Origin of the sequence: Microbacterium sp. NPDC087665 (assembly GCF_044743285.1) — a bacterium.
In the GTDB taxonomy this organism is placed as follows: Bacteria; Actinomycetota; Actinomycetes; order Actinomycetales; family Microbacteriaceae; genus Microbacterium.
Window position 1 is genome coordinate 1 of sequence record NZ_JBIUWD010000004.1, and the last position, 12,840, is coordinate 12,840.

General features: G+C 66.8%; 12 protein-coding genes and 1 tRNA gene. 5 read left to right on the plus strand and 8 right to left on the minus strand.

Annotated elements, in window-relative coordinates:
• Window positions 1-96: 96 nt before the first annotated feature.
• Together ACIOSY_RS09815 and ACIOSY_RS09820 are read right to left on the minus strand one after the other, a co-directional pair.
• On the minus strand, window positions 97-636 hold the full coding sequence (locus ACIOSY_RS09815) for a GNAT family N-acetyltransferase (RefSeq protein WP_400852659.1): 540 nt from the start codon (window positions 634-636) through the stop codon (window positions 97-99).
• A complete protein-coding gene (locus ACIOSY_RS09820; protein WP_400852661.1) occupies window positions 633-1,271 on the minus strand; it encodes an MBL fold metallo-hydrolase in 639 nt (212 codons plus the stop codon). The genes ACIOSY_RS09815 and ACIOSY_RS09820 overlap by 4 nt, the downstream gene beginning before the upstream one ends.
• Before the next feature lie 153 nt (window positions 1,272-1,424).
• On the opposite strand from ACIOSY_RS09820, the gene ACIOSY_RS09825 reads away from it, so the two are divergent.
• A tRNA-Glu gene (locus ACIOSY_RS09825) sits at window positions 1,425-1,497 on the plus strand.
• 65 nt (window positions 1,498-1,562) lie between these two features.
• Here ACIOSY_RS09825 and ACIOSY_RS09830 read toward each other — a convergent pair.
• From ACIOSY_RS09830 to ACIOSY_RS09845, 4 genes are all read right to left on the minus strand, one after another.
• Window positions 1,563-2,879, minus strand: coding sequence for an acyltransferase (locus ACIOSY_RS09830; RefSeq protein ID WP_400852663.1), 1,317 nt, complete (start codon window positions 2,877-2,879; stop codon window positions 1,563-1,565).
• 94 nt (window positions 2,880-2,973) lie between these two features.
• Complete coding sequence (locus ACIOSY_RS09835) at window positions 2,974-4,101, minus strand: DUF4349 domain-containing protein (RefSeq protein WP_400852665.1); 1,128 nt, start codon at window positions 4,099-4,101, stop codon at window positions 2,974-2,976.
• On the minus strand, window positions 4,098-4,655 hold the full coding sequence (locus ACIOSY_RS09840; RefSeq protein ID WP_400852667.1) for an RNA polymerase sigma factor: 558 nt from the start codon (window positions 4,653-4,655) through the stop codon (window positions 4,098-4,100). Before ACIOSY_RS09840 ends, ACIOSY_RS09835 begins: the two co-directional genes overlap by 4 nt.
• Before the next feature lie 61 nt (window positions 4,656-4,716).
• Window positions 4,717-5,361 (minus strand): TIGR00645 family protein, encoded by a 645-nt coding sequence (locus ACIOSY_RS09845; protein WP_400852669.1) that lies wholly within the window; start codon window positions 5,359-5,361, stop codon window positions 4,717-4,719.
• Window positions 5,362-5,546: 185 nt separating this feature from the next.
• On the opposite strand from ACIOSY_RS09845, the gene ACIOSY_RS09850 reads away from it, so the two are divergent.
• On the plus strand, window positions 5,547-6,551 hold the full coding sequence (locus ACIOSY_RS09850) for a TerC/Alx family metal homeostasis membrane protein (RefSeq protein ID WP_400852671.1): 1,005 nt from the start codon (window positions 5,547-5,549) through the stop codon (window positions 6,549-6,551).
• A gap of 21 nt (window positions 6,552-6,572) precedes the next feature.
• Here ACIOSY_RS09850 and ACIOSY_RS09855 read toward each other — a convergent pair whose 3' ends face one another.
• Window positions 6,573-7,886, minus strand: coding sequence for an LLM class flavin-dependent oxidoreductase (locus tag ACIOSY_RS09855; protein ID WP_400852673.1), 1,314 nt, complete (start codon window positions 7,884-7,886; stop codon window positions 6,573-6,575).
• Window positions 7,883-9,178 (minus strand): O-acetylhomoserine aminocarboxypropyltransferase/cysteine synthase family protein, encoded by a 1,296-nt coding sequence (locus tag ACIOSY_RS09860; RefSeq protein WP_400852675.1) that lies wholly within the window; start codon window positions 9,176-9,178, stop codon window positions 7,883-7,885. The genes ACIOSY_RS09855 and ACIOSY_RS09860 overlap by 4 nt, the downstream gene beginning before the upstream one ends.
• A 187-nt stretch (window positions 9,179-9,365) precedes the next feature.
• On the opposite strand from ACIOSY_RS09860, the gene leuC reads away from it, so the two are divergent.
• From leuC to murA, 3 genes are all read left to right on the plus strand, one after another.
• Window positions 9,366-10,805, plus strand: coding sequence for a 3-isopropylmalate dehydratase large subunit (gene leuC, locus ACIOSY_RS09865; RefSeq protein WP_400852677.1), 1,440 nt, complete (start codon window positions 9,366-9,368; stop codon window positions 10,803-10,805).
• 2 nt (window positions 10,806-10,807) lie between these two features.
• On the plus strand, window positions 10,808-11,404 hold the full coding sequence (gene leuD, locus ACIOSY_RS09870; protein WP_400852679.1) for a 3-isopropylmalate dehydratase small subunit: 597 nt from the start codon (window positions 10,808-10,810) through the stop codon (window positions 11,402-11,404).
• Window positions 11,405-11,471: 67 nt separating this feature from the next.
• Window positions 11,472-12,839 (plus strand): UDP-N-acetylglucosamine 1-carboxyvinyltransferase, encoded by a 1,368-nt coding sequence (murA, locus tag ACIOSY_RS09875; protein ID WP_400852681.1) that lies wholly within the window; start codon window positions 11,472-11,474, stop codon window positions 12,837-12,839.
• Window position 12,840: the final 1 nt, after the last annotated feature.

Consider the following 12,840-nt stretch of genomic DNA (forward strand, 5'->3'; position numbering starts at 1 on the left):
CATGAGAGACCTTCGTGTGATCGAACAGGAACCTAGACAGCTCCCACTCGACACCGAAGGTCTCTCCTACGTCAACAACGATCCGGGTCAGTACATCTAGCGCGAGGCTGCTGGCTCGACCTGCATCCCCATGACGGTGCGCACGATCCACGGATGCGCATGATCATCGTCGATATGCCTCATGCCGAGTGCTTCGGCGACGCGGCGTGACGCGGTGTTGTCGGGGTGGATGATCGCGGTGAGGAGCGTCGGGGCGAACTCGCGTCGCACCAGCTCGACGCAGGCGCGGGCCGCTTCGGTCGCGTAGCCGCGGCGCTGCATCGCACGGCGCACGTGATAGCCGACTTCGAGCACCGCGACCTCGTTCACCGACTGCCACGTGATTCCGCATTCCCCGACGAAATCGCCGTCGTGCGTCTCGATGATCCACAGTCCGTGTCCGTGCTCGCGGTATCGCCGCTGCATCCCCTCGATCCAGCCGGCGCTCTCGTCTCGCGTCTCCGGAGCCGGGTAGAACGTCATGACCTCGGGATCCCCGAGCATGTCCGCCATCGCGTCGAGATCTGAGGGGGCCATCTCGCGGAAGCGCAGTCGCTCGGTCGCATCCGGAAGCACCCGACGGACGTGAGCCGTCACAGGTCGATGGACTCTCCGGGCTCGAGAATGGAGAATTCCCCGCCGCCCTGTTCGGTGGCCCACTGCAGGCGCTGGCGGTGCATGCCCTTACCGATCACCGAAAGCGTCATGTCGTGCGTGCCGAAGGCGCGGCGCGGCATCACAGCCAGCACGTAGTCCATCGCCTCGCCCACTTTCAGCCACGGGGCGCCCAGAGGAGCGGCGAGGGTGTCGACCGACACGCCCTCCGGCACGGCGTAGGAGTCGCCGGGGTAGTACAGCTGATCGTTGACGAGCACGCCGACGTTCTCGACCACGGGGAGCGACGAGTGGATGACCTCGTGCGTGCCGCCGAAGAAGCGCAGGGTGAACTCGCCGATCGTGCGGGTGTCGCCGGGCGCGACGACGGTGACTTCGTATCCTTCGGCCGCTCGCGCGACGCCCGCGGGGGCGAAGATCGGGGTGCCGGGGGCTGCCCGGAGGATGCGATCGAGGTGCTCCGGCGTCCAGTGATCAGGATGCTCGTGGGTGATCACCACACCGACGAGCGAGCCCAGATCATGCAGGGGAGCGGTGAACGAGCCCGGATCGATGAGCAGTGTCTCACCGTTCTGGTCGATCCGGAGGCTGGCATGTTCGAACTTTGTCACGCGCATGGGTCGAGTCAACTCCCTCCGAGTTCCCTCCGCAAACCGTGTTCGCGAGCGCGCCACGCCCGGGCGCGCGAACAGGCTCACCTCGATTTGGCGCAGTGAGAATCGTCATGGCATACTTGAACGGTTGTCGCGGGACGGAAACGTTCCACATACGGCCCCATCGTATAGCGGCCTAGTACGCTGCCCTCTCACGGCGGTAACGCGGGTTCGAATCCCGCTGGGGTCACACAATGTGAAAGCCCCCGGATCCTGGAAACAGGACCGGGGGCTTTCGTCATTCTCCCGCCCCGGTTACGCGCTACGACGGGAGCCTGTGAGCCAGAGCGCGACTCCGGTGCATACCAGAGCGGCCGCGGCGAGAGGGAAGTCGAGCCCGTACATCGTGATCGCGATCACCGGTGCGACGAAGATCAGCACCGCGAGCACGGTCGCCGTGGTCGACGGGAACCGGGGCACTCCCGCACGGGGTGCCTTTTCGAAGCGCACGAGCCAGAGCGACAGCAGCCACACGGCGCCGAGCACGAAGACGAAGAAGATCGGGCGCGTCCACCACCAGAGCGGGCTTCCGGGCGCGGGCATCGGAATGGGGAGGAGCAGTTCGATGCCGATGAGGATCATGATCACCGGAAGATGCCAGAGGTACACGGTCATCAGCCGCGATCCGAGCACGAACACGACTCCCTGGGCCGGCCGCGTGCGCATCAGAGCGGTCAACGGACGATGGAGCATCGTCAACGCGGCGGCCTGGGCCACGGCCAGGATAGCGAGGGGAACGGTCGGTGGCCACTGATTCGTGAGCATGCTCGTCGAGTACCCGCCGAGCGAGACCAGCCCCCACAGGGCCGCGTAACCGCCGACGAACAGCAGACCGAGTTGCCACCAGGATCGACGGGAGAACCAACCGTCGAAGAAGAAGAAACCGATCTGCTGCGCGAACAGCCAGATGAAGGCGATGTTGGGGATGCCGAACAGCTCCTGTCCGAATCCGTATCCGGTGGGCGCCACGAGGTCGATGCCGAGAACGCCGCCGACGAAAAGGAATCGGAACGCGTCGACCGCGAGCCCCGCAGCAAGCAGCCCGACCAGCACCCATCCGCCGAAGCGGTCGTGCAGGCGCATCATCAGGGGCGCGGCGGCCTGCACGATCATGTATGCGGCCAGGAACCAGAGGGGCGAGCCCACGCCGATCGCGATCGTGTCGACGAGCGTCGGATCGATGTCGAGGGCGCGGGTGGCGCCGAGGGCGATGGCGAAGAACACGAACACGGGCAACGCGGGCTGTGCGAGGCGGGCCAGACGCACCCGCACGAAGGTGTCTGCGGAGTCGCCTCGGGCGACGGCCGAGCGCCAGCCCGCGCGAGCCGCGTACCCGCCGACCACGAAGAACAGCGGCATGATGTTGGCGAACCACGTCGCCAGCACGAACCAGGGCTGCTCCTCGACCGTCTTCTCGATGAGCAGCGAACCGTCTTCGCCACGGCCGACGCCGGTGAACAGGATGTGCACGATCACGACGAAGACCACGCAGGTCACGCGCGTCAGATCGAGGGTGAGGTCGCGCCCGGCGGGGACGGTGCGGGGCGTCGAATCAGTAGCGGCGCTGGTCATGCCGAAGACTCTATCCGTGGAGGTATGCGCATTCCGACATGCGACGAAGGGCCGCCGAGGTGTGTCTCGAGGCGGCCCTTCGTCGGTGGAAGAATCAGTCGGCGTCAGCCACGGCCGCCGCCTCCCGCGCGCTGCGGTTCGCGCGCCGGGCGCGGCGGATCAGCCAGATCACGAGGAGCGCCGCAGCCGTGATGGCGGCCCAGGGGAGGAGGAAGCCGACGGCGATCACGAGCGCGTTCAGCGACACGATCAGGCCGTTCCACCCGGCGAGCAGTCCGTCGGCGAAACCGGCGGGATCGGCCGTGGTCGGAGCCGAGGTGCGCGTCAACTGCACCTGGAGCGACGACATGGCGACCTGATCCTCGATCGACGCGAGCTGCTGCTCGTAGGACTCGAGCTGGGCCTGACGATCGGTGAGGGCGACCTCGGCTTCGATCAGTTCCGACACCGAACCGGACTGCGCCATCAGCTCCGTCAGCCGCTGGACCGACGCGCGGGTGGCATCCACACGGGCACGCAGGTCGACGGCGACAGAGGTGACGTCCTGACGGGAGATCGACGACGAGAGCACTTCGCCGGAGTCCTCCAGCGCGGCGATCACCGCGGGAAGGTCCGCGGACGGCACGCGGATGCTCACCCAGCCGTACCCCGAATCGGCCGGCGCGGGCTCGGAGGTGCCATCGACCGAGACGGCCTTCCCGATCTCGGTGCTCTCGACGTACCCGCCATGCTCTGCGGCGAGAGCGGCGACGGCATCGGCCGCATCGGCGATGTCCTTCACCTGCAGGGTGGCATTCGCCGTGGCGATGATCTCACGACCATTGTCGACGGCATCCGCACTCATCGCGGTTCCGGATTCGGCGGACATGTCGGCGTCACCGCTCCGCGAGGACTCGACGCTCTGGTCCGGCATGGCGACCCCCGACACCGGTGCGGCGCCGCCGTCGGAGCTCGTGCCGTCGGCCGTGCTCATGACCGAGCCCGATCCGACCACTCCGAGGATCGGGGGAGTGACGAGCACGCCGGCGGCGAATGCCGCGGCGACCCCCACTCCGGTCAACCAGCGGTGGCGTCGCACTCCCGACCGGGAATGTGCACGCGCCGGGGCAGCATGCAGGGGAGCGGGCTCCGTCCGGATCTCGGCGAACACCCGCGATTCGATCCGCGCGATCGCTTCGTCGGACAGCTCGGGAAGCTCGTCGGGTGTGTGCTGGTCGTTCATGCGTCTCTCACTTCCTTGACAGCGCCCCGCAACTGGGTGCGCACTCGCGAGAGACGATTGCGAACGACGGCGTGACTGACGCCCAGCTCTTCGGCGGCGGTCTGGTAGGCATAGCCCTCCGTCGCGCAGAGCCGGAAGACCTCGCGGTCGAGCTCGCTCAGCGTGCCGACCTCATCGGCGATCCGGGCGGCCAGGTCAGCGGTGATCACCTGCTCCTCGACGCTGACCGTGTCGGGAATGGTCTCGTCGAGCGTGTCGACGGTGTTCGCCCGATCCCGTCGACGCTGCCGCAGACGGTTCGCCGCCTGGAAGCGGCAGATCGTCGCGAGCCACGGGAGGATCGACTCTCCCTGCAGCTCCAGCCGAGGAAGCTTGCGCCAGGCGACGACGAAGGTCTCCTGGGTGACATCCTCGGCGTCCGCGGGGGACGCGAGGATGCCCTGGGCGATCCAGTACACGGGGCGCACATGGGCCCGGTACAGCTCGCGGAAGGCGTTCTCATCGCCGGCCGCGGCCTGCGCCGCCCATCTCTGATCACTCGTCTGCGTAGGCATCCTGATTCCGTTCGGTGTCTCTCACCCGGAAAGTGTCGAGGGATGCCTCATCGTCTCAGAATCAGTGCGCGGCGGCGTCGTGAGCGGCTTTGGCGGTGCTCTGCGACATCTTGTCGATCCATGCCAGGGCAAGAGCGGAGAAGATGAAGACGCAGTGGATGACGACCTGCCACAGCACGCCGGTGGGTGTGTACTTCTCGCCGTCTTCGTTGATCCCCGACTCACTCATGCCGCCGACTTCGATGAATGTCTTGAGCAGGTGGATCGACGAGATGCCGATGATCGCCATCGCGAGCTTCACCTTCAGCACGTTCGCGTTGACGTGTGACAGCCACTCGGGCTGGTCGGGGTGGCCCTCGGTGTTGATGCGCGAGACGAAGGTCTCGTATCCGCCGATGATCACCATGATCAGCAGGTTCGCGATCATCACCACGTCGATCAGACCGAGCACGGTGAGCATGATCGTGGCTTCTTCGATATGCGTGATGTCACCGAACACGTCTTCGGCGATCAGGTGCCACAGTTCCACCATGAACACGACGACGTAGACCAGCTGCGCGACGATCAGTCCGAGGTAGAGCGGCGCCTGCAACCACCGGCTGACGAAGATGAGGGAACCGATCGAACGGGCCCAGGAATTGCGAGGCGGCGCAACGAGGGGAGCGATGCCGTGCTCGGGGTTGTCAGGGTGCGAAGTCGTGGTCACGCGGACTATTTCACCATGCTCCCCAGCGCTCCGCTAACATTGCGTCTGCGAGAGGGAGTATCCCGGACCCGCGCGTAACGTCATCACGAGCATCAGCGCCGCTGCTCCGGGCGCGCGACGCACCCTGTGTGCGGGGGAGAGACTTTCGGTTCTTTCCCAACCCCTTCGAAAGGTGCCGTGCGCCCTTGGAAATCCCTCTGTGGTTCGAGATCACCTCCATGGTGGTCCTCACCATCATCCTCATCGGCGACCTGCTGCTCATCCGGCTCCGCCCGCACATCCCGTCGACCAAGGAGTCCACCCTCTGGGTCGTCTTCTACGTGGGACTGGCTCTGCTGTTCGCGGTGCTGCTCGGCAACGTCGGCGGATGGCGCAATGCCGGCGACTTCATCACCGGGTGGGCGCTCGAGTACAGCCTGTCGATCGACAACCTCTTCGTCTTCGTGCTGATCATGGCCCAGTTCGCGGTGCCGCGTCGCCTGCAGCAGCAGGTGCTGATGGTCGGAATCATCATCGCGCTGGTCTTGCGAGGAGCGTTCATCCTCGTCGGCGTCACGATCGTCGAGCACTTCTCTCCGATCTTCTACATCTTCGGCGCGTTCCTGATCTGGACGGCGATCCGGCAGGCGATGCCCGAGGGTGATCACGAGGGCGAGATGCAGCGCGAGAACTTCATCGTGCGTCTGCTGCGTCGCCGGATCGACATCAGCGAGGGCTACGACGGCTCGAAGCTGCGCACGACCGTCGACGGCAAGCGGATGTGGACGCCGATGATCATCGTCTTCATCACCATCGGCGTGACCGACCTCATCTTCGCGATCGACTCGATCCCCGCGATCTTCGAGATCACGACGAACGGCTTCCTCGTCTTCTCGGCCAACATCTTCGCTCTGATGGGCCTGCGCCAGCTGTACTTCCTGCTGGGAGACCTGCTCGATCGCCTGCGGTACCTGCACTACGGCATCGCCGTGATCCTCGGATTCATCGGCATCAAGCTGATCCTGCACGCGCTGCACGAGAACGAGCTGCCGTTCATCAACGGCGGACAGCACGTCGAATGGGTTCCCGACATCGACAACATGGTCTCGCTCGGAGTCATCGTGGTGTCGATGACCGTCGCGACGATCGCGAGCCTCATCGCCGCCTCCCGCGAGAAGCGCGCCGAGAAGCGAGCAGCCGTCACCGAGTGATGCGGGGCGACCTGCGCGCGGTCAGAACGCGCCCAGGTTCGCCTGCAGGCCCCCGTCGACGTACTCGCGTCGCAGGATTCCCCGGCGACGCAGGATCGGCACGAGTTCATCGAGCGTGCGGTGCAGCGATACGGGGTGGAAGTCGCCCCAGAGCAGCACGCCGTCGTTGCCCCACTCGCCGAGTTCTTCGATCAGATCGGCGAACTCCTCGGCCGTGCCGACGAATCCGCTGCGGTCCTTGATGCGCCCCGCGCGCACGAGCGCGGTGAGATGTGCTCGCAGAGGAGCGTCTTCGCCGTGGTCGCCGACGAGGCGTTGGATGCTTCCGCGCGAGACGTGGGCCCCGAAGATCGAGAGATCGAGGGGGCGATCCAGGTCGAGCGCCGTCAGGTCGGTCTCGAGGTCGCTCGACTGCTTGCGGGCGATCTGCAGGAGCGCGTCCTCGTCGGGATGCGCGGAGGCGGCGACGATCCGGTCGGCCTCCTCCGGTGACGAGACGATCACCGGCTGGATCGCGAACAGGATCTTGATGTCGTCGGGCCGTCGGCCCCGAGAGATCGCGGCGTCATGGATCTTCGTACGGTAGGCGCGGACGGATGCCTCGTGCAGGGGCGCGAGTGCCAGCTGCACGTCGGAGTTCGCACCCGCGAATCCGAGCCCGCGTCCCGAGCCGCCGGGGGAGACGATCGTGGGTTCGCCCTCGGTGAAGGGGAGGGCGTTGAGCGGCCCGTCGAATGCGTAGTACTCGCCCCGATGACGTACCGGGCGCAACTTGGATCCGTCGGCATACACGTCGGTGTCGCGGTCGAGCACGAGGGCACCGTCGTCCCAGCTGCGCCAGAGCTCGCGGATGCCGCTGAGCCACTCTTCGGCGCGGTCGTACGCCTCGTCGTGTCCGAGTTGGGCGGCATCGGAGAAGTGCCGGGCGCTGCCGGTGTCGGTGACGACGTTGAGGCCGAGGCGGTGTCCGCTCAGATGCTGCAGCGTCGAGAACTGCCGGGCGGAGGTGAACGGCAGAGAGGCTGCGGGGTTCACGGTGGGCACGACGCCCAGATGACGCGTCGCCTGGAACAGGTACGGAGCGAGCAGCAGCGGGTCGTGCTTGGGTCCGCCGAACGCGTGCCGAACGCGGATGTCGATGGTCGAGGGAGAGCCCAACGACGGGCCGTCCTCGATGATGACGAGATCGAATCCTGCCTGCTCGAGGGTGCGCGCGGCCTCCTGGTAGATCTCCGGTCGGGTCCAGTCGTAGTCCCAGTCGAGAGCGGGATAGCCCCAGCCCTGCGGGCCGAAGCCGCGTGCGAGGAACCAGCCGAAGTGCTGTGGACGTGTCATGCGACGACCTCCCTGGTGGACTGCAGCACGCGGGAGAGGTCGCCGATCAGATCATCGATGTCTTCGATGCCGATGGACAGCCGGAGTGTTCCGGGATCAATGCCGAGAGCCGACCGCTCCTCGTCGGTGCGCTGCGCGTGGCTGGTCGTCGCCGGGTGCAGTACGAGAGAGCGCACGTCGCCGATGTGCGTCATATGGATGAACACGCCCACGTTCTCGACGAACGCGCGCGCGGCAGGCAGCCCGCCGCGAAGTGTGAACGTGAAGATCGAGCCGAATCCTCCCTCGAGGTATCTCGAGGCGGTCGCGTGGTCGGGGTGCGAGGGCAGGCCGGCGTAGTCGACGCTCTCGACATCGGGATGCGCTGCGAGCCATTCCGCCACCGCCTGGGCGTTGCGGGACTGGCGTTCGACGCGGAGTCCGAGCGTCTCGACGCCCTGTCCGATCAGGAACGCATTGAGTGGAGAAGGGGAAGCTCCGAACCGGGGAGCCACCGACTCGCGGGCATAGGCGATACGGGCCTTCCCACCGTGGCGGGCGGCGACGCTGGGCGTTCCGCCGCGACCGGGCAGCACGAGGTGGGGCGCGTTGTGTCCGGCGGCCTCCGCATCGAATCGGCCGCTGTCGACGATCACGCCCCCGAGGACGGAGCCGTGCCCGGCGAGGAACTTCGACGCCGAGTGCACGACGATCGCCGCGCCGTGCTCGAGCGGACGCAGAAGATACGGCGTCGCGAGGGTGTTGTCGACGATGAGCGGAATCGCCGATTCGTCGGCGACCGCGCTCACAGTGGCGATGTCGAGGATGTCGTTGCGGGCGTTCGCGATCGATTCGGCGAACAGCGCCCGGGTGTTCGGACGGATCGCGCAGCGCCAGGCATCCGGATCCGCGATGTCGTCGACGAACGTGGTCTCGATGCCCAGCCGGGCGAGGTTGTCGAGGAACAGGCCACGGCTGCCCTCATAGATGTGGGTCGACGACACGATGTGGTCACCGGCGCCCGCCACGGTGAGGAGAGCGGTGACGACCGCCGCCTGGCCGCTGGCGACGAGCACCGCGTCCGCACCCGATTCGAGCGCCGCGAGCTGGCGCTCGACCGCGTGCACGGTGGGATTTCCCGTCCGGGTGTAGCCGAATCCCGCTCCCGTGCCGAAATGGTCGGCCGCGTGATCGAAGTCGTCGAACTCGAACCCGGCGGTGAGGTAGATCGGTGTGGCGCGTGCGGCCGCGGTGTCGCGCGTCCTCGCCGCATGCACGGCGCGAGTGGCGAAGCGGGCGTTGTCGACGGTCATGCGATGCCTCTCGATGATTCGGGTGATCAGTAGAGTGTCACGGCGCGTCATCGCATGCCGAAGCGGTGGTAATCTGACGTCATGCGGACCGTGCTCCTTCTTAGCGGCCGCGACGAGACCTCGTTCTGAGCCCCTCCTCGTCGCGGAGTCCAACGTGGGCCGACCCGCCAGCTTCAGGAGAAGAGCCATGAACACCCCCGCAGTCGACGTCGATTCCTCACGCCCGAGAACCCTGGCCGAGAAGGTCTGGGATGACCACCTGGTCGTGAAGGGTGAGAACGGGGAACCGGACCTCATCTACATCGATCTCCACCTGGTGCACGAGGTGACGAGTCCACAGGCCTTCGACGGGCTGCGGTCCGAGGGACGTCCGTTGCGTCGCCTCGATCTGACGATCGCCACCGAAGACCACAACACGCCCACGTGGGACATCGACAAGCCCATCGCCGACCTCACCAGTCGCACGCAGATCGAGACGCTGCGTCGCAACGCCGCCGAGTTCGGCGTCCGCCTGCACTCGCTGGGCGACGCCGAGCAGGGCATCGTGCATGTGGTCGGGCCGCAGCTCGGACTCACGATGCCGGGCATCACCGTCGTGTGCGGAGACTCGCACACGTCGACGCACGGCGCGTTCGGCGCGATGGCGTTCGGTATCGGCACCAGCGAGGTCGAGCACGTCATGGCGACCCAGACGTTGCCGCTGAAGCCTTTCAAGACGATGGCCATCAACGTCGACGGCACGCTGCGTCCCGGTGTCACGGCGAAGGACATCATCCTTGCGGTCATCGCGAAGATCGGAACCGGCGGAGGACAGGGCTACGTGCTCGAGTTCCGCGGCAGTGCGATCCGCGCGCTCTCGATGGAGGGCCGGATGACGATCTGCAACATGTCGATCGAGGCCGGCGCTCGGGCGGGCATGGTCGCCCCGGACGAGACCACCTTCGCCTATCTCGACGGACGCGCCCACGCCCCCAAGGGGCAGGACTGGGATGACGCCGTCGCCTACTGGCGCACGCTGCCGACCGATGACGGTGCGGTCTTCGACGCCGAGGTCTTCATCGACGCCGACGATCTCGAGCCGTTCGTCACCTGGGGAACGAACCCCGGACAGGGCAGCTCGTTGTCGGCCTCGGTGCCGGATCCCGCCGGCATCGCCGACGCGAACGAGCGTGCGGCTGCCGAGCGTGCACTCGAGTACATGGACCTGACCCCGGGCACCCCGCTCAAAGAGGTGCCGGTCGATGCCGTCTTCATGGGGTCGTGCACGAACAGCCGCATCGAGGATCTCCGGGCATTCGCGTCGATCATCCAGGGCAAGCAGAAGGCCGATGGCGTGCGCGTCATGGTCGTTCCCGGCTCCGCCCGCGTGCGGCTCGAAGCGGAAGCAGAGGGCCTCGATCAGATCATCAAGGACTTCGGAGCCGAGTGGCGATTCGCCGGTTGCTCGATGTGCTTGGGGATGAACCCCGACCAGCTCGCCCCCGGCGAGCGGTGCGCGTCGACATCGAACCGCAACTTCGAGGGACGCCAGGGCAAGGGCGGGCGCACGCACCTCGTGTCGCCGCTCGTCGCCGCTGCCACCGCCATTCGCGGAACCCTGTCCAGCCCGAGTGATCTGGAGGCCTGATCATGGAGAAGTTCATCACCCACACCGGCATCGCGGCACCGTTGAAGCGCTCGAACGTCGACACCGATCAGATCATCCCCGCGGTGTTCCTCAAGCGCGTGACGAAGACCGGCTTCGAAGACGCGCTGTTCCACGGCTGGCGTCAGGATCCCGAGTTCGTTCTGAACCAGCCCGCATTCCAGGGCGCATCCGTGCTGGTCGCCGGGCCCGACTTCGGGACCGGATCGAGTCGTGAGCACGCGGTCTGGGCGCTGCGGGACTTCGGTTTCTCCGTCGTCCTGAGCCCGCGCTTCGCCGACATCTTCCGAGGCAACTCGGGCAAGCAGGGACTGCTCGCGGCAACCATTTCCGAAGAAGATCTGGAGCGGATCTGGGCCGAGATCGACCGGAATCCCGGCGCTCGGATGACCGTCGACCTCGAGGCGCGGACCGCGTCGATCGGCGACATCCAGGCCGACATCGGGATCGACGATTACACTAGATGGCGGCTCCTCGAAGGGCTCGATGACATCGGGCTCACACTGCGCAACGAAGACAAGATCGCGCAGTTCGAGGCCCGTCGCGAGTCGTGGCGGCCCCGGACCCTTCCCGTTCTGTAACGGGGGAGGCGCGGGTGGACCAAGGGGCATCCGCCCCCGACTTTTCGTAAATGAAGTGAGGCTCCGAATGACGACACCCGTGCGCGACGCTCTTCCGGACGGAGTCCCCGCACTCACCGGAGACGTCCTCGCGATTCGAGGCGGACGGCCGCTGCGCGGCCGCGTCGACGTCAAGGGCGCGAAGAACCTCGCGACCAAGGCGATGGTCGCCTCGCTCCTGGGTGAGACGGTCAGCACCCTGCGCGACGTGCCGGCGATCAGCGATGTCGCCGTCGTGCGCTCGCTCCTCGAGGTCCACGGCGTGCGGGTGAGCGAGGGCGACGAGCCCGGCTCCCTCGTCTTCGACCCGAGTGACGTCGAGTCGGCGCACTTCGAGGAGATCGACGCTCACGCCGGTGCCTCGCGTATTCCGATCCTCTTCTGCGGACCGCTGCTGCACCGTCTGGGCCAGGCATTCATCCCGGACCTCGGCGGCTGCCGTATCGGCGACCGCCCGATCGACTTCCACCTGGACGCCCTGCGCAAGTTCGGCGCCGTCGTCGAGAAACTGCCCAGCGGCATCCGCCTCTCGCGTCCGAACGGACGTCTGCACGGCGCGAACATCCACCTGCCCTACCCGAGCGTGGGGGCCACCGAGCAGGTGCTCCTCACCGCGGTGCGCGCCGAGGGCGTCACCGAGCTTCGCAACGCCGCCATCGAGCCCGAGATCATGGATCTCATCGCGGTGCTGCAGAAGATGGGCGCCATCATCTCTTACGAGCCCAACCGGGTCATCGTCATCGAGGGAGTCGAGACCCTTCGCGGGTACGACCACCGCTCGATCTTCGACCGCAACGAGGCCGCTTCCTGGGCTTCGGCGGCGCTCGCGACCGACGGCGAGATCTTCGTCGGCGGCGCCAAGCAGCAGGAGATGCTCACCTTCCTCAACGTCTTCCGCAAGGCGGGCGGATGGTTCGACATCCAGGAAGACGGCATCCTGTTCCGTCGCGAAGGCGAGCTGCGCCCGGTCGTCGTCGAGACCGACGTGCACCCCGGCTTCATGACCGACTGGCAGCAGCCTCTCGTCGTCGCGCTGACCCAGGCGAACGGACGCTCCGTCGTGCACGAGACCGTGTACGAGAACCGGATGGGCTTCACCGACGCGCTCGTCAAGATGGGTGCCGACATCGTCGTGCATCCGCAGGGCCTGCAGGCAGGACCCCGCCGCGTTCCCCGTCGCGACCTCGAGCAGGCCGCTGTGATCACGGGACCCACGCCGCTGCACGGCGCCGACATCGTCGTCCCCGACCTTCGAGGTGGCTACAGCCATGTCATCGCCGCGCTGACCGCGTCGGGCGAGTCGAAGGTCTCCGGCGTCGACATCCTCAGCCGCGGATACGAGAAGTTCCTCGCCAAGCTCGACGCGGTGGGCGCCGACTTCGACGTTCTGCGGTGAC